A 26047-nucleotide genomic window follows, 5' to 3' on the forward strand; every position below is an offset into this window, starting at 1 on the left:
AGCTGTAAGGTTTTTCACAGTTAACGGTCATACTAATGTGAATAGTCATCAAACATATCAATTTCCTTTTGCTTCCTATCCTGCAATCAGGATAACATTGCTGCTGGCAGCAGGAATTATTGTAGATTATCAGGTTGATCCCATCTTGCCATTTTGGATCCTTATTTTCGGATCTGCTGCTATTGTATATCTGATCGCAGAAATTAGCTATCGCAAATCCCTGAATAGCCACATCTATAGTATTGTTATCCTGTCTTATTTAGGATTTATCATCAGCTTTGGCGGCATATGGCATTCTTTCTGGGATTATCGAGAGGCTCCACCTGAGGCCAAGATTATTAATTCATACACATGGGAAGAGCTTACATTTATCGGTAGCATCCAACAGATCAAACAAACGAGTACCGGCAAATTTCAGGTTGATGTCGAAGTAGATACCACGATTTTCCCGGATAATATTATATGGGACAAATCATTTAAGTTACGTGCTGTACTTAATCCCGCTGATCACAATATTCCTACGGAATTAAAGCTCGGAAACAATATTGTATTCGAAGCTACCGTGTATCCACTCGAAGAAAAGCGAAATCCATCTCAATTTAACTATAAGCAATATCTTGCCTCCCAAGGCATTTATAGCCAAGTTGGCATAAAGCAAATTATTTCAATCACTCCGATCCACAACATCTGGCGGTGGAGCTTTTTCAGAAAACACGTACTCAATGCCATCGATTCTAACTTCAGCAACCAAAGCTCTTCTCTGGCCAAAGCCCTGTTAATCGGGTACAAGAACGAGCTGGCCCGGGAAGAGAAAATTTTGTTTTCACGAGCCGGACTTTCCCATATCATGGCAGTATCTGGCTTGCACGTTGGATTCTTACTGTTTCCCTTCTGGCTGGTTATCCCCTTCTTTTGGACGCTCAAATATGGAAAACAAATTGGGGTTACACTGCTTATCATCACGCTGTTTATTTATGCCGGCCTCACGGATTTTTCCCCTTCTGTAACCAGAGCTTCGTTAGTGGGAATACTATTGGCTTATGGCAAGCTGTTTCATAAAGTCCGTGACTCCAAAAATCTAACCGCTGTTGCCGCTTTAATCATTCTCTTAATTAATCCATCAGATCTGTTTTCTATTGGATTCCAGCTCTCTTTCGGGGCCGTTTACATTATTCTGTTAACCGCTCCGGTCATTCAGCGCTGGTTACCCTCCTGGATCCGATTCCGCTGGTACGGTAAACCCATCATGATTATCATTATTTCATTTATCGTTCAAATTGGTCTTTTTCCACTGCTTGCCTATTACTTTGGGGAATTTTCTCTCGTTGGCCCCCTAGCCAACGCCTTTGTCATTCCCTTTCTTGGGGTTGCAGTGCCTAGTGGACTGGCCTTACTTATGCTAACACCTTTTGCTCCAGATCTTGCACAGACACTAAATTATCCTGTAGATTTATTTTTACAATGGTTGCACGAACTTGTTGCTTTTGCAGCTAGCCTACACTTGAGCTGGGTTCAAGTTCATGTTGACAGCCTGCTATTTTTCGGTATATGGATTGCCATTATCTTTTTAATTGCCTCACTACCCATCCCCAAACTTCGGTGGAAGTTTTTAATCTTGCTTTTACTGGTTGGCTGCCTTCATCAGGGGAACAGAGTTATTCAAAAACTGTCACCTGCAACACTGAATCTGACCTTTTTTGATGTAGGACAAGGTGACGCGGCCCTCGTAACTACGCCAACCAATAAGCATTTTCTAATTGATGTTGGCCGCTGGCAACCCGATTACAATAGTGCAAAGTATATCATCATTCCACATTTGAAAGAACAGGGAATCAATAAACTGGATGCCGTATTTCTTTCTCATCCCCACGCAGACCATATCGGTGGTATTCTCGAAATTATCGATTCCATTCCCGTTGATACAATTTACAATTCGGGCACAGAATACGATTCTCAACTTTTTAAAACGTACAACAAAAAAGCCACTGAATATAATATTCCCATTAAGCCTCTGATGGCCGGTGATAAAATCTCAATAGATCCTGCAATACAAATGTTTGTTTATGGCCCGGAAGAATCAGTCTCCCAATCAAATATCAACAATCGCTCGCTGGTTATTGAACTCATTTATGGAGATACGGAATTTCTTTTCATGGGTGATGCCGAACATGTTCAGGAAGAGAACCTCTTGACACATTATCCTAAAATGATGGATACTGATCTCCTTAAAGTTGGCCATCACGGTAGTAAGACCAGTTCCGGTTCTTCACTCCTTAAGTCGACTTCTCCGCAAATAGGTGTTGTCTCGCTCGCAAAACGCAACCAGTTTGGACATCCGCATCGCCAGGCATCCAAGCAACTACACGAGCATATTCCATCCCTCCATTTTACCAGCCTGGAAGGGGCAGTGCAATTTTATTCCGACGGGAAAAACATCTACAGCCGGTAGTTCCTCTCAATGCCTTAACACTCAATTTATATTTCTGCCATACTCGAAAAAGAGTTGGAATCTGACCACTAAAACTTTTTATTTATATGGTTTCAGGAAGCATCTATTTATCTTTAAGTAATTTTTATGTCCAAAAAGGAACGACCAAGCTTCGAAGAGGCTTTACAAAGACTGGAAGATATTGTAAATCAACTGGAAGACGAATCTATTTCACTGGAAGAGTCTATTGATCTCTACGAAGAAGGCATTAAACTATCTAAAATTTGTACAGAAACTCTAGAAGAAGCCGAATTACGCATCAAGAACGTGGCTGATCAACATGCCGACGATAATGAAAAAGAATAACCGACTATGGAATTTGAGAAAGTAACACCCGGTCCGCTGTTAGCAGAAATTGATTCGCCTGATGATCTAAAAAAATTAGATCCCGAGCAGTTGGTAGATGTTTGCGATGAGCTCCGTGATTTTATCATTGATATCGTCTCTATTCATGGCGGACACTTTGGCGCCAGCCTCGGCGTAGTGGAAATGACGGTGGCGCTGCACTATGTCTATGATACGCCCAAAGATCTCTTGCTTTGGGATGTTGGTCATCAAGCATACGGACACAAAATCCTTACGGGTCGGCGCGATAATTTTCATACAAACCGCAAATATGGCGGACTTTCGGGCTTTCCCAAACGCAGCGAGAGCAAATATGACACGTTTGGCGTAGGACACTCGAGCACTTCGATTTCTGCGGGATTAGGTATGGCCGTGGCTCGTGACCTTGATCAATCCGGCAAAAAAGTCGTTTCCGTTATTGGTGATGGGGCCATGACCGGCGGCCTTGCCTACGAAGCCATGAACAATGCGGGCGTCATGAATTCCGATATCCTGGTCATCCTAAACGACAATAATATGTCCATTGATCCCAATGTGGGAGCAATGAAAGAATATCTGACTGAGATTACGACCAGTAAGACCTTTAACAAGCTGCGCGATGAAATTTATGATATGCTCGGTCATTTCAAATCGGCCGGCGAAAAAATGCGCACTGTTGCATCGCGACTTGAAAAGGCAATTTCTACCGCCATCACACCCGGCGGGCTATTTCAGGCATTAGGATTTAAATACTACGGTCCCGTTGATGGGCACAATGTGGATGCCATGCGTCGCCATCTGGAAGATTTAAAAGATATTCCAGGGCCAAAATTGCTGCACGCCGTTACGGTGAAAGGAAAAGGGTTTGCTCCCGCCGAACGCGAACAGACCAAATGGCACGCACAAAGCAGTCCATTTGATAAAATTACCGGCAAACAGATTGATCCGGATACCACCCCCAAGCCACCAAAGTACCAGCACGTTTTTGGGGAAGCCGTTGTCGAGCTCGCTGATGAAAACGAAGATATTGTTGGAATAACACCGGCCATGCCAAGTGGATCGAGCTTGTGGCCGTTAATGAATAAATATCCCGACCGTGCTTTTGATGTAGGCATAGCGGAGCAGCACTCCATCACCTTTGCAGCGGGATTGGCAGCCGAAGGCAAAAAAGCATTTGCTGCCATTTACTCAACCTTCCTCCAACGGGCCTATGATCAGGTAATTCACGATGTAGCTATTCAAAAACTGCCGGTTGTATTCTGTATTGACCGGGCCGGACTCGTGGGTGCCGACGGACCTACCCATCACGGATTATACGATATTTCTTATCTGCGCAGTGTACCAAATATGATCGTTTCTTCTCCGATGAATGAGGAGGAGCTGCGCGATATGATGTACACCGCCTCAAAGTTTGACGATCACGCTTGGGCTATTCGCTATCCACGTGGACGGGCGACCGGCATGGATTATCCCGAAGGATTTAAGGATATGGAAATTGGAAAAGGACAGAAGCTGCGAGACGGTGATGAAATTGCCATCCTCAGCTTTGGTCCATTCGGCAACTACGTAATGGAAGCTGCCGATGATCTGGCCGAAGAAGGCATCAAGGTGGGACACTTTAACATGCGATTTGCCAAGCCGCTTGATACCGATCTCATTGACGAAATCTGTCATACCTACGAGCGTATCATCACCATTGAAGATGGCACTAAGTTAGGTGGATTTGGAAGCGCCGTTGGTGAGTACCTTGCCGACAAGCCACACCATATTCCTACAACTATCATGGGCGTCCCCGACCGCATCGTGGAACACGGTACGCAAGAAGAACTTCACCACGAAGTGGGCCTTGATCCGGAAGGCATCAAAAAGAAAGTGCGCGAAGTGCATGAAGCAGCTTCTTTGAAAGCGTAAACCCCACTCCTTTTAACTAACTCCCAAACCCTCAGGATATTAAAAATCCTGAGGGTTTTTTGTTGCTACAGGCTCAAATTCTGCTTCCTTTTTTAGTGCAGCTTGTAAGTGCTTTTCATATTCCTCGGCTGGGATTTCGATGCACCCAAATTGCGCCAGATGCTCGGTCCAAAATTGCGTATCCCAAAGCTCAAAGCCTCCTTGCTTTAGTGCCTGATGCGTCCAGTACAATGCTACTTTTGAGGATTCTTTAGCCCATCCAAAAAGCGACTCCCCAAAAAAGGCTGCTCCCAGCGACACGCCATATTGTCCACCAACAAGCTCCCATTTTTTGTTATATACACTCACTGAATGAGCGTATCCCAACTGATGCAAACGACAGTACGATTCAATAATTTGATGTGATATCCATGTTGAATCGCGATCGGCGCAGGCCTCCATTACCTGGCGAAAGTTGTAATCAAACTTGATGTGGTAGTGATGATTGCGAACGATCCGCTGCACGTTAGAAGAGACATGGAAGTCATCTATTGGTATTATCCCACGTCGGCTTGAGGTATACCATTTAGCCTCCTCATCATCCCGAGAGTCGGCCATTGGGAAAATTCCGTTGGCATAGGCATTAAGTAGCTCGTTCGGTTTAATCATCTACGAAAACTGCATTGCATAAATGTTTCCATATTACTGCCAATGGGAGAACCCGGAGGCGGACTCAAGGGCTCTGTTGGCATAAACATCTCTCCTTTGTCCTTAAATTGTTGCAATGTTCGATAGCCATATAGCAGGGAAGCGATTCTCTGTTCATTTTCGGCCCTGTTCTCTGCCTCATTTCGCATCCATTCCCGAAGCGCCTCAAGCTTAAAATTTGTCACTGCGCGTACTTGTGATGAAGCATTTTCATCCGCAGCCAAATTCATCATCTGATACAATATCACATGATTGATCGTATTCTGTATTGCTCCTTCGTAGCCTTTTGCAACGGACTGTTTCCACGTTCGATCAATTACGGTATCAAGCATATCGCCAAGCCCCAAGTTTTCGGCATTATGTGCCTCAGCATTTACTAGTCTTGCCGCACGCTCAGTGTTAAATAACAATTTGGCTGACATTGCAGCCGCTGTTTCAGCTGCGCCCAATGGATCAAACGTCGGATCAGTATGACTATTAAAGAGTTCGCGAGAATCATAATAGCCGATGGGACGAGGGGGAATCAGCTCTACAATGCGCTCCGGCATAGTTAATTTTTCAGCAGATAAGGTTTTCAGCATGGCATCCAAAGCAGCCCGCTGTTTTGATTCCGCTACCGGTTCTGGCCCCGACTGATTATCACCACGCAAATTATAACTGTAATCCTTTCCGCCAATAAGTTTTACGGTTCCTTCAATTTGATAACGGTGATAGAGATAAATGGGCACCAGCGCATCCTCTAACTCAGCCATTGGCGTACCTTGTGGGATATTCGACTCCGAAAAGTTCTCCAATGCAATCTTTCTAACATTCATTATATGATGCAGCTGATCGACCGCATTTTTACCATTATCCCAGAGGTGGGCTTTGGGATGCGCGCCACCTGCCGGACGTGCATCCGCATCCGAGATATACAGTAACCCTTCATCGATAGCATCTTCGATCACATTATTCAATGCAGCCTCTTCATCCGGTAACTCAGAGACATCCTTATAACCATATTTCACGGCCACCTTATCCCATTCGCCAATGCCTGTATCATAAGCATCAGATAAATCGAGCGTACTATCTTGGGTGATATTCACTTTGGGAGCCGGATAATCCATAACCGAAGCACGGTTATTTGTACTTGCCGCAAAGTTATGGGCCAATCCTATTGTATGTCCTACTTCGTGCGCCGAAAGCTGACGGATTCTTGCCAGGGCCATCGCCAGCATTGGATTATTTTCGTCGAATGTTTCACCCTCTTTATATGGTGATAATAATCCCTCGGCAATCAGGTAATCCTGCCGTACGCGAAGCGATCCAAGAAGTACATGACCTTTGATGATTTCTCCCGTTCGCGGATCCACCACCGACGTACCGTATGACCAACCCCGCGTAGAGCGATGCACCCAGTTGATCATATTATAGCGCACGTCCATGGGATGCGCACTATCGGGCAACATTTCTACGCGAAAGGCATCCTTAAATCCCGCCGCCTCAAAAGCCTCATTCCACCAGCGAGCGCCATCGAGCAGGGCTCCACGGATAGGTTCCGGCGTTCCGGGATCCAGGTAATAAACGATGGGTTCTACCGGCTCGCTCATCTCAGCATCGGGATTTTTCTTCTTCAGGCGGTGCTTCGTAATAAATCTTTTAGTCAGCGATTCGCTAATCGGCGTACTATAATCCTGATAGCTGATACCAAAATATCCCGCTCGGGAATCAAATCGACGCGGCTCAAAATCATCATCCGGCAATTCTACAAAAGAATGATGCTGGCGAACAGTGATCGCATCCGAAGTAGGCGTCACCGAGCGAACCTGTCCCCCGGGATTACTGCCCGTAAACGTCAGCGTTGCCTCAAATTCGGTATTCTTTGGAAAGTTCATCGTAGACTCGCGATACAACGCCGACCGACTTTTATCTATGCTGAAACTCCCTTCGTTACTTTGCTGTAAACGCTCACTCACACCATGAGCATCACGCATCAGAAAATCCGTAACGTCAATAAGTACCGCATCTTCGTTTTGGGCGGCCACTTCAAATCCCCATAAGACGGATTGTGCAAAGGCATCACGCACCGACTCCTTTTCTTTGGGATTATCGGTTATCGCCCTGTAGGAATAATTAGGCTGCACCATCAGAACCTTAGGACCGCGACGCTCAAACTTGACGATGCGGTCGTCACCCAACTGGTTGCGATCGAGCCCAATATCATTGGACCCGACTCCTGCCGTAAGAGAATTAACGTATAAAAATTCCGTATTAAACTTATCGATCTCCAGCCATATTTTACCGGCAGTATCATCCCAGTAGTACGTAAAATAACCTTCTTCTTGTTCCATCCCCTGTGTTTTCTCATTGATTGAGGGGAGGTCCTGAGATAAGCCGGTGGCCGCAGTGAACAAAAGAGTTAAAACTAATACAAGCAGTCGCTTCATCGGTGCAATATTTAATTAGAAAGTTAAAACCGATGGTAAGTAACTGGTTTTCAGGAAAAGATTAAAATCAGGATACATCTTTTAAAGAAAGTACTATAACCACAAAACTGAACCTTCCAACATCAAAAAAGGTCCTTGAGATGATTAGTAGTTAAAAATTAATAAAGTCCCTGTATAACTAAATTCATTGTCATCCCCCTACTCACAAAAACCGTCAGTTTTCCCCCTTCGAAGGTCGCCGACGCATCATAGCTTTAGCGACGTTGCGGGGACAGGGAGATGATAGCTTTTTATCATACTCAAAAATACTAAAATCAATAAAGAAGCCCGGCACTTTCAAGTGTCGGGCATTGAATAGCATCTAAAAAAAGATTTAAGCGTTACTCATCACCCTCATTATCCGCGTACATTTTAGCGAGATCATTGATCATCTCTTCGTTGATACCGGAGGTAACAAATCCACCATCATGATATAGATTCTGCATCGTCACTTTTCGGGTCAGATCAGAAAAAAGCGTCACGCAGTAGTCCGCGCATTCGTCAGCAGTAGGATTCCCCATAGGAGCAATCTTTTCGGCAAAGGTGTACATACCGTCAAAGCCCTTAATCCCACTTCCGGCAGATGTTTTGGTCGGCGCCTGCGAAACGGTATTCACGCGGATACCACGATCGGCCAAACGGCTGCCGTAATTACGAGCAATACTTTCGAGCAGCGCTTTTGCGTCGTTCATATCGCTGTACTTCGAGAAAATACGTTGCGCACCAATGTACGATAACGCCACAATACTTCCGCCGTCAGCAAGAATATCAGCCTCATCTGCATAGCGGATCACCTTATGCAGCGAAATAGCAGAAATATCCATCGTCTGCTGCATCCACTGATAATTTAGTTCTTCGTAGCCCTTCTTTTTGCGCACATTAGGCGACATCCCAATAGCGTGAAGCATAAAGTCAATCTTGCCGTGCTCCTCTTTTACGTTCTGCATCAGCTCTTCAATTTCATCCTCGTTGGTCACATCACAAGGGAACACTTCTGCTCCTGTTTCTTCGGATAGTTCATCCAGATCTCCAAAGCGAAGAGCTACCGGAGCATTGGATAATGAGAACTCCGCCCCCTCTCGTTTACACGCTAAAGCAATTCTCCACGCGATGCTGCGTTCATCCAATGCACCAAAAATCAATCCTTTCTTTCCCTTAAGCAGTCCATATCCTTGTTCATCAGCCATAAGTTACGATCCTCAATTTCTTAGAATTCAATAGATTTCTGTGGGAAGATAATAAAAGAAACATAAAAACTGTCATTACACATTTTGCCTAAACCCTTACCATTATTTCTGATAAATAATTCTGTTGATAACACAAAAAAATGTCCTTATTTTGCGGGACTCTTATTCCCATGCTCTATTCAGGAATAGCATGAACAGTTTTAAAGATTAGATAATTACGAACACATGTTTCAAGATCTCTCATCAAAATTAGATAGCGCCTTTCAAAAGCTGAAAGGAGAAGCTCAGATCACCGACGTAAACATTGCGGAGACGGTGAGAGAAATACGTCGTGCCCTGCTCGATGCCGATGTGAACTATGACGTTGCCAAAGAGTTCACGAACAAGGTCAAAGAGCGCGCGATGGGCGAAGATGTTCTTACGGCCGTTAATCCCGGTCAGCAGTTTACCAAGATTGTACATGATGAGCTTACCGACATCTTAGGTCAAGAGCGTGTGGATATTTCTGTTGCACACACACCGCCCACGGTTATTTTGATTGCAGGCCTGCAAGGTTCTGGCAAAACAACCTTCAGCGCCAAGCTTGCTCGCTACCTAAAGCAGGAAAACAACCGAAATCCCATTTTAGCAGCGGCCGACGTTTATCGTCCGGCTGCCATTGACCAGCTTAAGACCCTGGCCAGCCAAATCGATGTGCCCGTCTATTCAATTGATCAGAAAGATGCGGTACGAGCTGCAAAAGAAGCCGTTTCGATGGCTAAAAGCCTGGCGCTTGATACTGTCATTATTGATACGGCCGGACGTATGCATGTGGATGAGAAGATGATGAACGAGGTGGCTGAAATTAAAGAAGCTGTTGAGCCACATGAAACGCTCTTCATTGTTGACTCCATGACGGGACAAGATGCTGTAAATACAGCAAAAGAATTTAACAAGACCATCAATTACGATGGCGTAGTATTAACGAAACTTGACGGTGATACCCGCGGCGGGGCAGCCCTTTCGATTAAGAATGTGGTCCAAAAACCGATCAAGTTTGTAAGCACCGGTGAAAAGCTGGATGCCCTTGCTCCCTTTTATCCCGAGCGAATGTCAAAGCGTATTCTCGGTATGGGTGATGTGGTATCACTTGTGGAGAAAGCACAGAAAGAATTTGATGAAGAAGAAGCACAAAAGCTGCAGAAGAAGATTAAGTCTGACGAGTTTGATCTCGAAGACTTTTATCAGCAGCTACAACAAGTAAAAGGCATGGGTGATATTTCGGATCTCGTAGGAATGATTCCGGGAGCCGGTAAAGCCCTGCAAGAATCTGACACAGAAATTGATGAAGATTCCTTCAAGCCAATTGAAGCAATCATTTGTTCAATGACTCCGGAAGAGAAACATAATCCGGATATTTTAAATGCCACTCGAAAGCGACGCATCGCCAGAGGTTCCGGAACACGCGTTTCGGATATTAACGATCTTTTAAAGCAGTTTGAACAGATGAAGAAGATGATGAAGTCGTTCTCCGGCATGGGCAAGATGGGCAAACTGATGCAAGGCATGAAGGGTATGAGAGGAAATTTACCATTTGGTTAACACCATTGATGCTGGCTGTTTAGCCCAGTCACGCATCAATTAGATAAAAATATTGCGCAAGATTCCGTCAATATCCTCTATTTGAAATCAACGCAAATTTAAAATTATAACTAAGGAGATAATCCATTGTTAAGAATAAGATTACAACGTAGAGGTCGAAAAAAACGACCGATCCATCATATTGTCGTTGCGGATAACCGCAAACCCAGAGATGGACGAATTATTGAAGATTTAGGTCGTTTTGACAACATAACCCCAAAAAATCAGCTTGATTTAGATCGTGAGCGTGCTCTGCACTGGTTAAAGCAAGGAGCGCAGCCCACCGATACCGTTCGTTCTATTTTCAAGAATGAAGGGATCATGTACGAGATGCACCTGATTCGCTGGGGCAAATCGGAAGAAGAAATTGAAGAAGCTCTTTCCGAATGGCGTGAAAAACGCGAAGAAAAAGAAAAGGAAGTGCCTACGCGCAAAGAACGTCAGCAGGCACTCTTGGAAGCCGAAGAAAAGGAATTCCAAAAGCAGCTTAAGAAGAAAGCTGAAGAAGCTGCCAAAGAGAAAGCCAAACAAGAAGCTCTTGCTTCTGAGGAAGACGAGGAGTCTGATGAAGAAGAAACAGCTGCTGAAGCTGAGGAAGAAGCAGAAGTAGTAGAAGAGGAAGGCCAGCAAGAGGCTGAAGTACAAGAAGAAGCTGCTGACGAAGAAGAGACTGAAGAAGTCCAAGCTGAAGCTCAGGAAGAGGAGTCTGACGAGGACGAATCTACTGAAAAAGCCGAAGCCAAGGAAGAAGATACCGAAGAGGAAGAGGTTGAAGCTTCTGATGACGATGAAGAGGAAGATGCTGCGGATGAGGATGAAGAAGAATCAAAAGCAGAAGGACAAGTATCTACTGATATGTTAGCCAAAGAGGCTATCGAACATATCGAAAATACTCCTCTTGATGAGCTTGAAGGCTTTGTCCCTGAAGACGAAGATCGGGTAACCGTTCAGCGTGCTTTGGATGACAAGAAAGAAAATAGTTAAATAAGCTAAGTAGGTGGGGCCCACCTTAAAGTGGAGTCCACCAGACAAGCTATGCTGGAACCAATTGAAAACCAGTACGAAAAGATCGGGTATATTTCCCGATCACACGGCGTACAGGGAGAAGTATTAATCATTCCCGAGGTTTACGCGCCAACACTTTTTGATACTATTGATCTGGCTCGTCTTGAAACGGCCAGAGGGGATTTAGTCCCCGCTCGAATTGAGTCGGTTCGAGTGCAAGAAAAAAACAACCGGCTTTCGTTCTTTGTAAAATTTGAACACATAACGGATCGCACGCAGGCCGAAAACTTGAAAAACGCTTCGGTCTTTGCTGATCGCGAGATCGTCGAATTTCTGCTTGATGTGGATGCTTTGCCGTTGGATTTAACCTCTTTTGCAATAGTAAGCGAGAGACAATCCATTGGTACAGTTGAAGAAATGCTGGAAACCCCGGCACATCCGATACTACAGGTAGTTACAAATGAGCAAGAGGAGTTACTCATCCCCCTTGTGGATGAGTATGTTGCCGATATTGATGAGCAAGCAAAACAAATTCAATGCAGAAATCTGGAACAACTGAAAGGTATATAGTATGATGCGCATTGATATTATATCGGCCGTTCCACAGCTTTTGGAGAGCCCTCTAAAACACAGTATTGTGGGCAATGCTCAAGATGAAGGGTTGGTTGAAATCCATACTCATGATCTGCGTGACTACACTGAGGATAAGCATAATAAAGTAGACGATTATCCTTATGGTGGCGGTGCCGGCATGGTGCTAACACCACAGCCCATTTTTTCTTGTATTGAGCACCTACAAAGCCAGCGGGATTATAATGAGATTATATTCACGGCTCCAAACGGAACACCGTTTGAGCAAGAAGATGCCAACAGGCTATCGACTGATAAAAATCTCATGTTTCTTTGTGGTCACTACAAAGGTGTCGATCAACGTGTGATAGATTCATTAATCACCAAGACCTACAGCATTGGCGATTATGTACTTTCGGGCGGCGAACTGCCGGCCTTAGTGATGGTTGATTCCATCGTGCGAGTTTTACCCGGCGTTTTAGGCGACTCTGAAAGTGCTCTTACGGATTCCTTCCAAAATGAGAACTTGCTGGAAGGTCCCGTTTATACGCGTCCCGCTGAATTTAAGGGGATGAAAGTGCCGAGCGTGCTGCGATCAGGTGATCATCAAAAAGTGAAGGAATGGCGACGTCAACAGTCGCTTGAGCGTACCAGGAAAGTACGTCCGGATATTTACAAGAAATTTCGAAACGAACAGTAGTAAGGTAACATTATGGATAAGTTAAAATTAGCAGAACAGACATTAATAGACGATGAGTATCCCGAGTTTAAAACCGGTGATACCGTTGTTGTACACTATCGCGTTCGCGAAGGCGACAAGGAGCGAATCCAGAAGTTTGAAGGACTCGTAATCTCTCGACGCGGAACCGGTGCCAACCAGACATTTATGGTGCGCAAAGTTTCCGCAGGAAATATTGGCGTTGAGCGTATTTTCCCGCTTTACTCTCCCTTTATTGCCAAAATTGAGCTGAAGCGACAAGGAGATATTAAACGCTCAAAGCTCTATTATCTGCGCGACAGACAAGGAAAATCTGCTCGTATTAAAGAGAAAGATCAGAACCGAGATGAGGTTCGTGAGTTGAACCGAGAGGCAGAAGCAAAAGCTGCTGCTAAAGAAGAAGCGCAAAACGCTGACGAAGAAGAATAGTTTTCGTCGATATTTGCGTTGATTTTATTGGTTTGATCTGTTGATAGTCAGGCAAAAAATTTGAAGCCATTCTATCCCTTTACTGTGGATGGAATGGCTTTTTTATTTCAAATAATATAAGAATCCTATCAGAACCGTCCTCGAAAACCTATCTCTTTACCGCCTCATACACCGTCATTGGTGGGATATTACGCCATTCCCAAGAGGTATTTACGTTTCCAAAGGTTTCTCGCAATGGTTCTTCAAGATGTCCTGATGTTTGATAGGCCAGGAACTCTCCGCCATCGCGCAACAATTTATAACTTTGATCGAGAATAGACGACTTAACTTCCGCATCCAAAAATGAAAAAGGAATACCGGAGATAATAAAATCAACGTGTCCTATAATATCTTCGGGCAATAACTCGGTTACATATTCAACACTCTGATCGTAAAGCATGGTCCTCGTACCATCGATTTGTTGCAGCTTCTCAAACAAGATTTCATTGGTTTCAAAAAGATGCAGTTGAGAATTTGGTGTCATATGATCAAGCAGATAGTGAGAAAAAACGCCCGCCCCGGCTCCATATTCAACTACGGTAATGTCTTTAGAGAAATCGATCGGCCGACAAACGGTACGCACGCAAAATCGTGATGTGGGCGTTACCGAAGCGACGTCTTTGTCTTTAAAAAAACTCTTGAGATATGCTAACGTACTCATACTGGGTTATTCGTTGCTGACGCGGGAATTAGCTCCCGCGCTAATAATTTCTAATCTAACTCGTTTTCGAGCTGTTCTATTTGATCGCGAATGCGGGCTGCTTCCTCAAACTCCATGTTCTGTGCAGCCGTGTACATTGATTCCCGAAGATATTCCAAAAATTCTTCTTTATCATCAAAAGTAACTTCATTCATCGCCGGGTTGGCCTTGTACTTAATACCATCGTCAGCCACTTTTACCAGTTCAAGTGGATCTTCACCATCGCTGTCTTTATCCTCAAGATCGAAATCTTTGTTTGAAATCAATGCCGGATCTACGAGTGGTTTTAGTTCCTTCTCGATGGTCTTAGGTGTAATACCATGCTCTTCGTTGAATTCCTTCTGGATCTCACGACGTCGCTCGGTTTCATCAATTACCGTACGCATGCTATCGGTTATTTTATCGGCATAAAGTATGGCTTTTCCTTCCACATTTCGAGCAGCACGACCGATAATCTGAAACAGTGACGTCTCAGAACGCAGAAACCCTTCTTTATCAGCATCCAGAATAGCAACCAGACTAAGCTCGGGAATGTCAATTCCCTCTCGCAGCAGGTTAATACCGACAAGCACATCAAAGTCGCCGCGCCGGAACTTGAAAAGCACCTCTACCCGCTCCATGGCATTAAGCTCGCTGTGCATGTATGCTGCCGAAATACCTACGCTTTTGAGATATTCACTCAACTCTTCGCTCAGTCGTTTTGTCAAGGTAATACATAATACCCGATGTCCTTTTTCAACCCGTTCCTGAATCTGCTCAAGAAGATCATCAATCTGGTTATCAACAGGACGCACTTCGATTTCGGGCTCCATCAATCCGGTGGGACGCACAATTTGTTCAACAACCACACCGCCACTCTTTTCGAGCTCATAATCACTGGGCGTAGCACTTACAAAAATGGCTTGGTTGGTCACCTCTTCCCACTCCTCAAACGTAAGCGGTCGGTTATCCATGGCCGAGGGTAATCGAAAGCCGTGCTCTACCAGCTCAACTTTTCGGGATCGGTCACCACCGTACATTGCTGAAATTTGCGGTACCGTCTGGTGGCTCTCATCCACAACCAACAGAAAGTCATCAGGAAAATAATCAAACAAGCAGTAGGGGCGCTCACCCGGCTTACGATTACTCAGATAACGTGAGTAGTTTTCAATACCGGAACAGTATCCAATCTCTTGCATCATCTCAATGTCAAAGAGTGTTCGCTGCTCCAGCCGTTTGGCTTCCAGGTGTTTCCCTTCATCGTTGAGCGTACCTACACGCCAGTGTAGCTCATCTCGAATTTGTTCAATGGCTTCCTGAAGTCGATCTTCGGTCGTTACATAGTGCGATGCCGGATAAATGCGAAACTCCTCTACGGTATCTAACACATCTCCGCTGTCCGGATCCACGATTTGCATTTTTTCTATTTCATCCCCCCAAAACGAGATGCGCAATCCATGCTCTGCATAAGCGGGATACAAATCCACCACATCACCGCGCACCCTAAACGTTCCACGTTCAAATTCACGATCGTTTCGGGTGTAGTGCAAGTCCACCAAATCATACAGTAATTTATTCCGGGGGACTTCCGTACCGGTCTCCAGGTTAATAATCAGCTTTTCATACTCAGACGGTGAGCCAATACCGTATATGCAACTCACCGAAGAGACAATAATCACATCGCGTCGACCGGAAAGCAGTGAGCTCGTAGCCCGAAGTCGAAGTCGCTGAATTTCATCATTAATCGACAGATCTTTTTCGATATACTTATCCTGCGAAGAAAGGTACGCCTCCGGCTGATAGTAATCATAATAGGATATAAAAAACTCAACTCGGTTATCCGGAAAAAAGTCACTGAGCTCCCGATACAGCTGAGCGGCCAGTGTTTTGTTGTGACTCATCACCAGCGTAGGACGCTCAACTTCATCAATCACACCCGATATAGTGCGGGTTTTACCGGAACCCGTTATTCCAAGTAACGTCTGATATTTATCGCCGTTTTCAACACCCTCGACCAACTGTTCAATAGCTTCGGGCTGATCTCCGGCCGGTGGCCAGGGAGATTGTAAATCAAAATGGGACATGTAGTAATTAAATAACCTTTTAAATGCTTTTAGAGGAATTTCTATTCACATTGTAATAAAACGAAAATAGCGCTAAATCATTCTGTTAAAATCCCATATTTTTCGTGGAATTGACAGCAAAGCTTCTATTTAATTTCCTTTTCCCGAGTCGTTGTTAAATTGAACGATAAATTTATTTCACGGTAGATAAATTTGTATTTTAGCCAGCTTTAGCTGCCAGCATAAGGTCAGCACGATATTGTAGTTTTCAGATCAATAGTTTATGACTCCAAAAGAAAAGAAACTCGGACCACAACGCAATCGTATTGATGAAATTGATTCTAAACTCCTCGAACTTCTGGCCGAGCGAAGGGAGATTGTGCATGAGGTCATCGAAAAAAAAGTAAAAAATCAATTGCCCATTTTCGCTCCCAAGCGGGAAGATCAAAAGACAGAGAAGTTTCGTAAAATGGCTGCTCAACACGATCTCGATCCCGACTGGGCCGAGGATTTTTTGCGGATGATTATGGCTTCCTCGCGAGCAAGCCAATCCTCTAATGAATTCCCACGTGCTACTGAAGAACCCAAACACATTCTGATAGTTGGAGCAAAAGGTGGCATGGGAAGCCTTTACGCTCGCATCATCGAGCAAACCGGACATCGGGTTTATAAAATTGACAAGCACAATTGGCACGAGCTAGAAGAAATTGCCCCCAAACTTGATCTGGCTATCGTTGCTGTCCCTATTAATGTGACAGTAAAGGTTATTGAGCGGCTGGCACCAAAGCTAAGGTCCGAAACTATCCTGGCAGACTTTACCAGTAATAAATCCGAACCTATTGAGGCGATGCAAGAAGCTCACAATGGCCCAGTTCTGGGATTACATCCTATGCATGGACCTGATGTGGATAACCTCTCCAAGCAGCTGATGGTTGCCTGTCCGGTACGGAATGCCGACGCTTCGCAGTGGATTATTGAACAATCAAAACTCTGGGGCATGCGCGTAGTAAAAGCCGACGCCGAAAAGCACGACCACGTGATGAACATGGTACAGGGCCTTCGTCACTTTGTGGCGCTCACGCACGGCTCATTTATGAAAACTTACGACCTAAAGCCACAGGATATACTTGATTACTCTTCTCCAATCTATCGCGCCGAGCTGATGATGACGGGACGTATTTTTGCCCAGAGTGCTGAGCTTTATGCCGATATCGTCTTTGCCAATGAGGAACGTCGTGAGTTGCTGCTCAAATTTATTGAACACAACGACAAGCTGGCTCAAATGGTAAAAAAGGATGACAAGGAAGGCTTCATAAAAGAGTTTGAATCTGTCACCGATTTCTTTGGCAAGTTTGCATCCCAGGCACTTAAAGAAAGCGGCTACCTTATTAACCGGCTGGCTGACCGTTTTGCCTGATTACCTACTCTGGATCCCGGTTAATGGGAATCATTAGGGTAAATGTTGATCCTTTACCAAGTTCACTTTCAACCGATATTTGCCCACCGTGCCGCTCAGCAAGCTCCTTACAAAGTCGTAGTCCAATACCGCTGCCCTTTTCATTTTGCGTTCCCTCTTTTTGGGGATGCTTGCGATTATGAAAAAGCCGATCTACGTTTTTCTTAGACATACCCACCCCCTCGTCTTTAACAGAAACCTGCCAATGCTTCCCATTACGATCTACACTCACTTCTATGGTATCTCCCTCATTAGAAAATTTAAGCGCATTGGAGATAAAATTTCGGATAATCGTAGCAATCAATTGCTTATCAGCATACACCTGGAATGATTCTTCATTGTCGAACTCTAAGCTAATGCCCTTCTGCTCGGCTGTAACGGTGAGCAAATTAACAGTATCACGGACGGTTTCGGATACTGAAAACTGTTTTTTATTGAGAGATAAATCATCTGTTTGAATACGCGCCCAGTTTAGCAGATCACCCAGTAGATCAGACATCTTTAGAGCCGACTGCCGGATAATGCTTAGATTTTCTTTTAAGACCTCCTCATCCTCCAAATCTTCCATGTCACTTAGCAACAAGTCCGATAATCCCAAAATAGATGACAGCGGTGTTTTAAGATCATGCCCAACAACCGAATAAATTTTATTCGTCATATTGTTAAGTTTTTCAAGCTGTTGGTTGCGTTCGCGCAGCTTATTCTCCATTTTTTTGCGCTCGGTTATATCATTACTGATTCCCACCAGTCCCACGATATTCCCGTTGCTGTCTTTCAAAGGAAGCTTGGAAACCAGCAGCACATACTCTTTCCCATCGATTTCGGTGTAAGCATCCTTGTCGATAATAGGTTCTCCAGTCTCTAAAACCTGCCGGTCTTCATTTTCTGACAGTACTGCTATCCCCTCTTTATTTAAATCTGTATCTCTCTTTCCCAGCATTTCTTCTTCCCTGTCAAAGCCCCATAACTCGTACTCTGAGCGATTCGCCAACACCTTTCGTCCATCCAGATCTTTTACATATACACAGGCCGGGATGTTATCAATAATAGTACGTAGCAAGTTATGATCTTTTTGTAATCTCAGATCCGTCTCTTTGCGACTATCAATATCAATAATACTTCCCGCCATGCGAGTAGGGTTTCCCTCATCGTCAAAAGTAGCCTTGGCGGAACCCTGAAACCACTTATATTCTCCGGATTTGGTCTGTAAGCGATATTCTAAAGAAATCGGGGCTCCTGTCTCAAGATGATCATTCATAGCTCCAAATACTTTTTCAAAATCATCAGGATGGAGCAAGGACTTGAAATTATCAATATTTGCTTCAATTTCTTCCTCTTCGTATTCCAGCGCATCATAAAACTCCGGAGACCACCACTGCTCTTTTTTATCAACATCCATCCAGTCCCAGATACATATATCGGCACCATCCAGTGCTAACCTGTACCGATCTAATAGTGGATTGCGAGCCTCAGACAATGATCTGAATTTTATTACCGTTGAAAAATTTGGAGTGGCTTCAAGTGGCCTAGCCGTAATATATTTTATATTCTGATTTTATTAAACCGATGTATCAAGGGGCAACAAATAACTCAGTTACTCAATCAGTGGTAACTTACGATCTCATCCAACGATTTCTTACTAATATCCGGCACTTTTACATCCTCTTGGGGATAGCCTACGACCAATAATAAAAAGGGACGTTCATTATCCGGACGATCTAAAATCTCATTTAAAAATCCCATTGGGCTTGGGGTGTGAGTAAGCGATGCCAATCCAGCTTTATGAATTGCCGTAATCAACATTCCCGTAGCAATGCCAACCGATTCCTTCACATAATAATGGGTTTCTTTTTCGCCCTTCTCGGTGATCCCATAACTCTGAGAAAAAATAGCGATAAGATGGGGAGCCTCTTCCAGAAACGGTTTGCTTGCATCGGTACCCAATGGGGCTAATGCCTGGAGCCACTCATCAGTAGCCCGGCGTTCGTAAAATTCTCGTTCCTCTTCTTCGGCCGCTTCGCGGATTTCTTTCTTTATTTGCGGATCACTCACTACCGCAAAATGCCAAGGCTGCTTGTTAGCTCCGTTGGGAGCTCTTCCCGCTGCCCGAATACAATCCTTAATAATTGCTATTGGCACCTCTCGATCCGAAAAATCACGAACCGTCCGGCGTCTCTTCATCTCCTCATAAAATGAACGGGCTCGCTCCCTCATCTCTTCAATTGGATACTCTTTATAATCCGTATGGGAAACAAACTTTTCTTTACTCATGGTGTAGTGACATTTAAGTTTTCATCGACTACGCGACAACCGACCAAATCAGGATGATCCTGGACTTTTTTACCGGATCTGACATTACGCAATAACCATAGAATTAAGATATCACCGCTGGCAGTAAGGGTGAAAAATAAGCCAAATGCCAACAGCCAGCCATTCTGCAATATCAACGCTATCACATAGGGTAAAATCCCCAATGCAATACCCGGCATCGCAACGCCCCAGCGATAATTTCTTACCTCTATTGGTTCGGGACAGTGAACATAAGGGGTCAAGACCGACCACTTAAATCCAAAATGAATGTTCTCCCACGGAATATCATCCATCCACCACCAGCTTACACCGTGAATCAGCTCGTGTACTGCAATACCAATAAATATGATTGCTAAAAATAGTAGCGGACTATGAAGTGCCCGTACAATATCTGTTCCGAACGCCGACCATCCATATAAAAATCCGTAGGGCACATAGAATCCCGCAATTATTGGAATGTATACTAACAGCGAATAGATATTAGCTTCCAAAAATGACAGCGTATATTCTCTCATTATTAGCTATGCTTATTTTAACATTGACCCCTTGGCGGCCCACCAGGGATGAACTTCAACTACTAAGCGTCCATTTTTTACCGCCGGATCCCCCTCTGCCAGGGTTCTTGCCTCTTCGGCAGTGGCTGTATTGTAAACAACGACACCACGAATTTCACCGTTATCTCCCATCGGACCGGTAATGCTTGTTTTCCCCTCTTCAGCCATCTTTTGCAGGTATGCCAAATGCTTCTCCTGAATCTCCATAACTTCCTCCTTGGATTGACTTCGTTCCGGACCCGACTTCAAAAACACCATAAAATACTTTTGCATTACATAGGTCGTATCGCCCTGCTCCATTGTAAACGTTTCCGGCTCAGTTATTTCCTTACTATCCTGGGCTATTCCCGTAACAGCCCAACCCATCAACAAAACTGCTAATAATATGTTTTTCATCGTCGTATTTTTTGTTTGATATACTTATCTGTAGCAAAATACAAAAACCCGCGGCCTTAGAAATCAAGAATCTTTATTACCCTTTAAAAACTGTATCCATTCCCATTCTTGTTGCAGTCGTTCCCGATAGCGATTTCGCAGTGGCAAATCCTTTAACTGTTCCATAAGCTGTTCAGCCAGATTCATCTTATTTTGAAATGCCAAGTGGTGAATTAGTTGCTGATAGTCATCAAAATATTTTTGCTGCAGTGACTCCTCCAATAGCTGACCTGCATACAGCTTCATCTTATCCCACCGCTCCTGTTCAATTGCTTTGCGGATACTCCGAATCTTTGTCCGGTGTAGTGCTATATTAAAAGCAGCGAAATCAGGCAACACATTGTCATAGGTCATCTGGCGATATATTTCCCATTGGCGCCGATTACTCCGTGTTTCCAACGCCGGTTTTAGCAACGAATCAGGATGTTCGGCAAACAATTTCTGCCCTTCTGAAAGATGTGCTTCCGCCTCCCCCCAGTTGTCAGAAAGGGCAAAAGCATCCGCATAAAGAAGCTGCAAATCTATGGTCGTATCCTTAAGTGTTGCCGCTTTACGCACTTTTTGGGAATGCCCCTCGATCAGATTACGATAGCTCCACTCAGTTTTTATTGGTTCAGCGCTATCTGCCTCAATCAAGGCCTCATCTAAAAATTGCAGGGCCTGTGCTGTATCTTGGTTTGCCAGAGAAAAACGATAATTATCATGCGCAGTAGCAAAATCAGAAACTACGTGTGGACATGCTTTCTCGAATAGCGATCGCATCCCAAAAATACGTCGCGCAACCTGTTGATCCAACGAATCCACTTCAACCGTATCGAGCACTGTATTCCATTCATTCGTCAGTGTGTGCCAGTCCGTTTGATACGCCTGTTGTACATTCCCGGTCTGATAAGCTTCCTTTAAATATTCTATAGGATAGTTTTGTATCAAAAAACGCACAAACGAGCCGCTGGTAGTATAATTCATCCCCGATCGCCCACCGTAAAATCCCCAAAATGAAAACGCCCTTTGCAGTTCTTTGGCCGTAGGATACGGCTTTTCGGATACCACTACTTGATGAATGGTTGAAGTAGAAGAGGGCCCTCCGTCAACAGCTACGGCAATACCCTCAATTAATCCAATGCTCCAGCTTGCATTAAACCAATTACCAAATTCTTTGGCCATGACATGCACAAGTTCATGCTTGAGACTTGACGGAATCTGCTGCTTGGCAATATGCAGTTGATCCTGCTCAAGCCATACCGGCACGTAGCTGGTAAATTTTGCGCCCACCAACTGCTTCTTTTGCCAGGCATGACCGTAGAGATAACTTTCAATTTTATGCGTTGAATCTCTGTGTGGTAATTTCAGCCTGTTGGCTATTTGATCAAAATAAAATTCATGTTCTTTTGCCAGTAAGTCGATTTTGTAATCACTGTACAGACGCTGATCGTAATACAGCTCAAAGTGCTCGGTGGAATGATGCCCACCCAATACCTTTTGCAAATACGATCGCGGAGTATTTACACCAAATTCAGTTAGCTGTGTATAGCTGATTAGAATTGCGACTGCTGAAAATCCTACAATCCATTTCGTATATCGATCTTTATCTAAATCCGGAATATGCCACAGCAGTGCAGACCAAAGCAATGTCAGCATTCGGAAAAAGACTGTGGCTCCATTTACTCTCACCACCTCATCATAAATGGGCCCCGGCCAGCCCCCCCACACGTGATTAAAGAAGTAAACCTGCGGATAGGTCAACAATTCAATCAAAAGAATGCCCACTCCAATAAAGATTAACATCCCAACCGTTATCACCTTCGCATAAGACAAGCGTAAACTGCGGATTAATCGACCAACTGCGTATCCAAAAAACACGCTGGGCAAGGGAAAGAGCAACCAAAATGCCAATCCGTTCATGCTGAAACAGTCCGTAAACAAGGCATTTACGAGCAGCGGCAAACCAACCAAAAATAGATAACCGGCAATCCTAAGGGCAACATAAAAATCTCTTTCCGCTAATTTATTGCTTGCCTGAATGCCGCCCCAAAAACATCCCACTAAAGAAACAAGAAGGGCAGACTCGATGTGAAAATCACCCACTAACGGAATAAAAAGCAGGATAATCCCAAGAATAATCGGTATAAATAACGTATAGTGCTTATTCTCTATCCAGTTTTTCATAATACCTAATGTAAAAGGCAGACGTGAAATGACAAAGGTAATACAGAACCCCTGTTTCACTTTTTCACATTTGCCATCTCACTCAACGTAAACACGCCCAATACACCCAGTAGATCAACACAAATTGGAGGGGCAGCCGAATGATAGTCGCTAAGCTGAAAAGTGATGTATATCCCGATTTCTGAATTGATTCAACCGTCATGTTGATATTTGCAGGAAATACGGCAATCAACAGGAGAATTAGTCCCCAAGCTGCCCATAACTGGGTCTTATCAAAGAGAATTCCCAATCCGCCCATTATTTCTGCCACTCCACTTATATACACCATTGCCAGGTGATAGGGAATATAATCAGGCATAATGTTGGTAAAGAACTTCGGCTTTACAAAATGGAATATGCCTGTTATTAAGAACAGTACGGCAAGTAAATAGCGGTGGACTTCGGGTGAGATACCCATATTATTTTTGAAATAATGTAGAAAGGACAAACCAAATATTTTCTTTTCGCTCCATCAGGCGACGCTTGAAATAGGGGAACCACATAGTCCCAAAGGGCACGTAAATACGAGCATTATAATCGTTGGCTGCAAACTCTTCCATCGTTTCCTGGCGCAATCCGTAAAGCATCTGAAACTCAAATCGAGATTTCCCTATATCATTTTCCCGGGTGTACTTTTTGGTCCAGTTTATCAACTCATCGTCATGCGTTGCGATGCGCGGATAAGGGGTCTTATCCAATAGTACCTTAGCATATTCTTTGAACGCCTCACGAATGTCATCCATTTTTTGCAAGGCAATATCTTTAGGCTCTTTATAAGCCCCTTTACAAAGTCGTACATCAGCACCCATTTCGGCCAGCTGATCGATGTCTTTCTTGGTGCGATGCAGATAGGCCTGAATCACAATACCTACGTGCTTGCCATATTCTTGGAAAGCTTCTTCAAAAATGTCGATAGTCTGCTGGGTATAATCGGATCCTTCCATGTCAATGCGAACAAATTGATCGTTCTCGCGGGCAACGTCGAGCAATCTGAACAGGTTATCTCTACAGTAATTTCGGTCGATATCCAGCCCCATCATGGTGAGCTTAATTGATATCGTGCTATCCAATTCCGAATCATCTATATCATTCAAAAGCTGTATATAATTCTCGACGGTCTCCTCTGCTGTCTGCCGATCTTCTACATTTTCGCCCAGCAAGTCGAGGGTGATCTTAATATCTTTTTCATTCAGTGCTTTAACTTTAGGTTCCGCCTGTTCAAATGATTCTCCCGCCACAAATCGCTTGGCAAGTACAAATGGTAACTTCATAAGTAACTTTCATTTTATGCTGTTTCTTAGCTGTCTGAAAATAATGAATTGATAGCAGCTCTCCTACCCCCAAACTTTTATCAAATCAATGATATGTGAAACACTTCTGGAATTAATAGCGTATAGCAAAACTGTAATTTCATCAATAAAACGAGGAGAACTTATGACTGCCCGAAATACATACTTAACCAAGGTTTTAATTGCACTGACTTTCTCACTCATTTTTAGCCTTCTAATAGTGAGTTCCTCAGTTGCTTCTGCTAACCAAGAATCACTCGATCAAGATGATCCCTACCGGATTGAGAAATTTAATGTTAATGCGCCCGGAGAGCTCCAGGTTCGTACTTCGGGCGGACATATTACCGTTGAGGGGTCAAATTCCAACTCAGTTCGCGTTGAGATGTATGTTCGCAAAGATGGTAAAAATCTCACACCAAGCGACACTAACCTTGATAAGTGGGATATTGATATTTCACAATCCGGAAATTCTGTTAATGCAATTGCCAAACATAAAGATAATAACGGCTGGTCCTCATGGAATAATGAGCGTCATTCTATTTCATTTGTAGTGTTTGCCCCAAGGGAAATGAGTACCAACCTCAAAACAAGCGGGGGCCATATTGAGGCAAAGAACCTTGAAGGAGATCAAACAATCGCAACAAGCGGGGGCCACCTAAACCTGTCAAACTTAAAAGGACAAGTCGATGCCAAAACATCCGGCGGGCATATTAATCTCTCTAATCTTGAAGGAGATTTGAACGTTCGAACAAGTGGGGGGCACATTACCGCCAACAGCATTGTAGGTGCATTACAAGCAAAAACCAGTGGTGGACATATTACACTTTCTGATATTAGTGGAAGTATTCAGGCCGCAACAAGCGGAGGCAATGTAACAGCCAATCTTCGTACAATAGATCAATTTGTTAACTTGAAAACCAGTGGCGGTAATGTAGACCTTTCGATTCCTGAAAATATTGGAGTAGACTTACAGCTGAAGGGTACTTTTGTACACGGGAACTTGAACAATTTTACGGGAGAGATGGAAAATAACAAAGTGGAGGGCAAACTGAATGGCGGCGGACCTAAAGTAACAGCACGTACCTCCGGAGGAACGGTTTCCCTAAACTTCAACTAAGGGCATCTGTAAGCCATTTTCCAAATAAAGCCATCAAAAAATATCCAAATAAAAGAGCGGGAAGCAGGACTTGAACCTGCGACCTTCAGTCTGGAAGACTGACGCTCTGCGCATCTGAGCTATTCCCGCTTTTCCAAGAACAATTCTAATGAAAAGAAATTAATTACAAGAACCCAAAATTGCTTCTTTTAGCGACCGAGGCAAAAACTTTCTATATGCCCCAACCTAATCATTCAACATTATACTGCAAATAATCTCGTTATCTTGGTCGATTAAGGTTCACAAGAACAAAACAAAGAAATCACACTTTCAAAATTTTATGAAATCTGAAGCAAGACTTAAAAGAATTCAATTCACACATTATATTTCTTTAATCCCTTTGACATTCAAAGAAAAAAATAGAAAAATGCTAGAGCTAGTTGGTATTGAATATTTAACTGCTAGAGAGGAGTGAATGGGTCGCCAAGTACACAAATGTAACTTGGCATAAAATTCT

The 26047-nt window shown here is 43.9% G+C and carries 23 protein-coding genes and 1 tRNA gene; 11 read left to right on the forward strand and 13 right to left on the reverse strand.

Features of this window, described 5'->3' with window-relative positions; all coding sequences use genetic code 11:
* Positions 1 to 37 precede the first annotated feature (37 nt).
* The 3 genes from ACT3IB_RS09125 (at position 38) to dxs (ending at position 4723) form a co-directional block, all read left to right on the forward strand.
* Positions 38 to 2449, forward strand: coding sequence for a DNA internalization-related competence protein ComEC/Rec2 (locus ACT3IB_RS09125; RefSeq protein WP_491538695.1), 2412 nt, complete (start codon positions 38 to 40; stop codon positions 2447 to 2449).
* A 126-nt stretch (positions 2450 to 2575) separates the two neighbouring features.
* Entirely contained in the window at positions 2576 to 2794 is a 219-nt protein-coding gene (gene xseB, locus ACT3IB_RS09130; protein WP_491538696.1) for an exodeoxyribonuclease VII small subunit, read from the forward strand.
* Positions 2795 to 2800: 6 nt separating this feature from the next.
* On the forward strand, positions 2801 to 4723 hold the full coding sequence (dxs, locus tag ACT3IB_RS09135) for a 1-deoxy-D-xylulose-5-phosphate synthase (protein WP_491538697.1): 1923 nt from the start codon (positions 2801 to 2803) through the stop codon (positions 4721 to 4723).
* Between the two features lie 39 nt (positions 4724 to 4762).
* Here the strand turns inward: dxs and aat are convergent, their stop codons facing one another.
* The 3 genes from aat to ACT3IB_RS09150 all read right to left on the reverse strand — a co-directional run bounded on the left by aat (position 4763) and on the right by ACT3IB_RS09150 (position 9062).
* Entirely contained in the window at positions 4763 to 5371 is a 609-nt protein-coding gene (gene aat / locus ACT3IB_RS09140; protein ID WP_491538698.1) for a leucyl/phenylalanyl-tRNA--protein transferase, read from the reverse strand.
* A complete protein-coding gene (locus tag ACT3IB_RS09145) occupies positions 5368 to 7836 on the reverse strand; it encodes a zinc-dependent metalloprotease (protein WP_491538699.1) in 2469 nt (822 codons plus the stop codon). Before ACT3IB_RS09145 ends, aat begins: the two co-directional genes overlap by 4 nt.
* A 380-nt stretch (positions 7837 to 8216) precedes the next feature.
* Positions 8217 to 9062 (reverse strand): enoyl-ACP reductase FabI, encoded by an 846-nt coding sequence (locus ACT3IB_RS09150; RefSeq protein ID WP_491538700.1) that lies wholly within the window; start codon positions 9060 to 9062, stop codon positions 8217 to 8219.
* 225 nt (positions 9063 to 9287) lie between these two features.
* Here ACT3IB_RS09150 and ffh point away from each other — a divergent pair, with 225 nt between their 5' ends.
* From ffh to rplS, 5 genes are all read left to right on the forward strand, one after another.
* Positions 9288 to 10643 (forward strand): signal recognition particle protein, encoded by a 1356-nt coding sequence (ffh, locus tag ACT3IB_RS09155; protein WP_491538701.1) that lies wholly within the window; start codon positions 9288 to 9290, stop codon positions 10641 to 10643.
* A gap of 126 nt (positions 10644 to 10769) precedes the next feature.
* Positions 10770 to 11666 (forward strand): 30S ribosomal protein S16, encoded by an 897-nt coding sequence (rpsP, locus tag ACT3IB_RS09160; RefSeq protein ID WP_491538702.1) that lies wholly within the window; start codon positions 10770 to 10772, stop codon positions 11664 to 11666.
* 51 nt (positions 11667 to 11717) lie between these two features.
* On the forward strand, positions 11718 to 12257 hold the full coding sequence (rimM, locus tag ACT3IB_RS09165) for a ribosome maturation factor RimM (RefSeq protein WP_491538703.1): 540 nt from the start codon (positions 11718 to 11720) through the stop codon (positions 12255 to 12257).
* A gap of 4 nt (positions 12258 to 12261) precedes the next feature.
* Entirely contained in the window at positions 12262 to 12957 is a 696-nt protein-coding gene (trmD, locus tag ACT3IB_RS09170; protein WP_491538930.1) for a tRNA (guanosine(37)-N1)-methyltransferase TrmD, read from the forward strand.
* Between the two features lie 12 nt (positions 12958 to 12969).
* A complete protein-coding gene (gene rplS, locus ACT3IB_RS09175) occupies positions 12970 to 13404 on the forward strand; it encodes a 50S ribosomal protein L19 (protein WP_491538704.1) in 435 nt (144 codons plus the stop codon).
* A 148-nt stretch (positions 13405 to 13552) separates the two neighbouring features.
* Here the strand turns inward: rplS and ACT3IB_RS09180 are convergent, their stop codons facing one another.
* A complete protein-coding gene (locus ACT3IB_RS09180; protein WP_491538705.1) occupies positions 13553 to 14104 on the reverse strand; it encodes a class I SAM-dependent methyltransferase in 552 nt (183 codons plus the stop codon).
* 50 nt (positions 14105 to 14154) lie between these two features.
* Positions 14155 to 16206 (reverse strand): excinuclease ABC subunit UvrB, encoded by a 2052-nt coding sequence (gene uvrB, locus ACT3IB_RS09185; protein ID WP_491538706.1) that lies wholly within the window; start codon positions 16204 to 16206, stop codon positions 14155 to 14157.
* 262 nt (positions 16207 to 16468) lie between these two features.
* On the opposite strand from uvrB, the gene tyrA reads away from it, so the two are divergent.
* The gene (gene tyrA / locus ACT3IB_RS09190) at positions 16469 to 17602 is read left to right on the forward strand and encodes a bifunctional chorismate mutase/prephenate dehydrogenase (protein ID WP_491538707.1); all 1134 of its coding nucleotides are present in this window, start codon (positions 16469 to 16471) and stop codon (positions 17600 to 17602) included.
* A gap of 4 nt (positions 17603 to 17606) precedes the next feature.
* Here the strand turns inward: tyrA and ACT3IB_RS09195 are convergent, their stop codons facing one another.
* From ACT3IB_RS09195 to ACT3IB_RS09225, 7 genes are all read right to left on the reverse strand, one after another.
* On the reverse strand, positions 17607 to 19118 hold the full coding sequence (locus ACT3IB_RS09195) for a sensor histidine kinase (RefSeq protein ID WP_491538708.1): 1512 nt from the start codon (positions 19116 to 19118) through the stop codon (positions 17607 to 17609).
* Positions 19119 to 19243: 125 nt separating this feature from the next.
* Positions 19244 to 19912, reverse strand: coding sequence for a nitroreductase family protein (locus ACT3IB_RS09200; protein WP_491538709.1), 669 nt, complete (start codon positions 19910 to 19912; stop codon positions 19244 to 19246).
* Positions 19909 to 20466, reverse strand: coding sequence for a DUF3267 domain-containing protein (locus tag ACT3IB_RS09205; protein ID WP_491538710.1), 558 nt, complete (start codon positions 20464 to 20466; stop codon positions 19909 to 19911). Before ACT3IB_RS09205 ends, ACT3IB_RS09200 begins: the two co-directional genes overlap by 4 nt.
* A gap of 12 nt (positions 20467 to 20478) precedes the next feature.
* A complete protein-coding gene (locus tag ACT3IB_RS09210; protein ID WP_491538711.1) occupies positions 20479 to 20901 on the reverse strand; it encodes a YciI family protein in 423 nt (140 codons plus the stop codon).
* 63 nt (positions 20902 to 20964) lie between these two features.
* On the reverse strand, positions 20965 to 23106 hold the full coding sequence (locus ACT3IB_RS09215) for a hypothetical protein (protein ID WP_491538712.1): 2142 nt from the start codon (positions 23104 to 23106) through the stop codon (positions 20965 to 20967).
* Between the two features lie 82 nt (positions 23107 to 23188).
* Positions 23189 to 23563, reverse strand: a complete 375-nt coding sequence (locus ACT3IB_RS09220) for a DoxX family protein (protein ID WP_491538713.1) — start codon at positions 23561 to 23563, stop codon at positions 23189 to 23191.
* Position 23564: 1 nt separating this feature from the next.
* Positions 23565 to 24416, reverse strand: coding sequence for a proline dehydrogenase family protein (locus ACT3IB_RS09225; RefSeq protein ID WP_491538714.1), 852 nt, complete (start codon positions 24414 to 24416; stop codon positions 23565 to 23567).
* Positions 24417 to 24579: 163 nt separating this feature from the next.
* Between ACT3IB_RS09225 and ACT3IB_RS09230 the strand changes: the two genes are divergently transcribed.
* Positions 24580 to 25551 (forward strand): DUF4097 family beta strand repeat-containing protein, encoded by a 972-nt coding sequence (locus ACT3IB_RS09230; RefSeq protein ID WP_491538715.1) that lies wholly within the window; start codon positions 24580 to 24582, stop codon positions 25549 to 25551.
* Between the two features lie 55 nt (positions 25552 to 25606).
* On the opposite strand, the gene ACT3IB_RS09235 is transcribed toward ACT3IB_RS09230, so the two are convergent.
* Positions 25607 to 25680, reverse strand: a tRNA-Gly gene (locus ACT3IB_RS09235).
* Positions 25681 to 25870: 190 nt separating this feature from the next.
* On the opposite strand from ACT3IB_RS09235, the gene ACT3IB_RS09240 reads away from it, so the two are divergent.
* On the forward strand, positions 25871 to 26005 hold the full coding sequence (locus ACT3IB_RS09240; RefSeq protein ID WP_491538716.1) for a hypothetical protein: 135 nt from the start codon (positions 25871 to 25873) through the stop codon (positions 26003 to 26005).
* Positions 26006 to 26047: the final 42 nt, after the last annotated feature.

The sequence above is a fragment of the Fodinibius sp. GM21 genome (assembly GCF_058386955.1).

Excerpts from the sequence above, each read along its gene's own strand:
- xseB (WP_491538696.1), top strand. The coding sequence starts at position 2,576 with ATGTCCAAAAAGGAACGACCAAGCTTCGAAGAGGCTTTACAAAGACTG.
- dxs (WP_491538697.1), top strand. The coding sequence starts at position 2,801 with ATGGAATTTGAGAAAGTAACACCCGGTCCGCTGTTAGCAGAAATTGAT.
- aat (WP_491538698.1), bottom strand. The coding sequence starts at position 5,371 with ATGATTAAACCGAACGAGCTACTTAATGCCTATGCCAACGGAATTTTC.
- ACT3IB_RS09145 (WP_491538699.1), bottom strand. The coding sequence starts at position 7,836 with ATGAAGCGACTGCTTGTATTAGTTTTAACTCTTTTGTTCACTGCGGCC.
- ACT3IB_RS09150 (WP_491538700.1), bottom strand. The coding sequence starts at position 9,062 with ATGGCTGATGAACAAGGATATGGACTGCTTAAGGGAAAGAAAGGATTG.
- ffh (WP_491538701.1), top strand. The coding sequence starts at position 9,288 with ATGTTTCAAGATCTCTCATCAAAATTAGATAGCGCCTTTCAAAAGCTG.
- rimM (WP_491538703.1), top strand. The coding sequence starts at position 11,718 with ATGCTGGAACCAATTGAAAACCAGTACGAAAAGATCGGGTATATTTCC.
- trmD (WP_491538930.1), top strand. The coding sequence starts at position 12,262 with ATGCGCATTGATATTATATCGGCCGTTCCACAGCTTTTGGAGAGCCCT.
- rplS (WP_491538704.1), top strand. The coding sequence starts at position 12,970 with ATGGATAAGTTAAAATTAGCAGAACAGACATTAATAGACGATGAGTAT.
- ACT3IB_RS09180 (WP_491538705.1), bottom strand. The coding sequence starts at position 14,104 with ATGAGTACGTTAGCATATCTCAAGAGTTTTTTTAAAGACAAAGACGTC.
- uvrB (WP_491538706.1), bottom strand. The coding sequence starts at position 16,206 with ATGTCCCATTTTGATTTACAATCTCCCTGGCCACCGGCCGGAGATCAG.
- tyrA (WP_491538707.1), top strand. The coding sequence starts at position 16,469 with ATGACTCCAAAAGAAAAGAAACTCGGACCACAACGCAATCGTATTGAT.
- ACT3IB_RS09200 (WP_491538709.1), bottom strand. The coding sequence starts at position 19,912 with ATGAGTAAAGAAAAGTTTGTTTCCCATACGGATTATAAAGAGTATCCA.
- ACT3IB_RS09205 (WP_491538710.1), bottom strand. The coding sequence starts at position 20,466 with ATGAGAGAATATACGCTGTCATTTTTGGAAGCTAATATCTATTCGCTG.
- ACT3IB_RS09210 (WP_491538711.1), bottom strand. The coding sequence starts at position 20,901 with ATGAAAAACATATTATTAGCAGTTTTGTTGATGGGTTGGGCTGTTACG.
- ACT3IB_RS09215 (WP_491538712.1), bottom strand. The coding sequence starts at position 23,106 with ATGAAAAACTGGATAGAGAATAAGCACTATACGTTATTTATACCGATT.
- ACT3IB_RS09220 (WP_491538713.1), bottom strand. The coding sequence starts at position 23,563 with ATGGGTATCTCACCCGAAGTCCACCGCTATTTACTTGCCGTACTGTTC.
- ACT3IB_RS09225 (WP_491538714.1), bottom strand. The coding sequence starts at position 24,416 with ATGAAGTTACCATTTGTACTTGCCAAGCGATTTGTGGCGGGAGAATCA.
- ACT3IB_RS09230 (WP_491538715.1), top strand. The coding sequence starts at position 24,580 with ATGACTGCCCGAAATACATACTTAACCAAGGTTTTAATTGCACTGACT.
- ACT3IB_RS09240 (WP_491538716.1), top strand. The coding sequence starts at position 25,871 with ATGAAATCTGAAGCAAGACTTAAAAGAATTCAATTCACACATTATATT.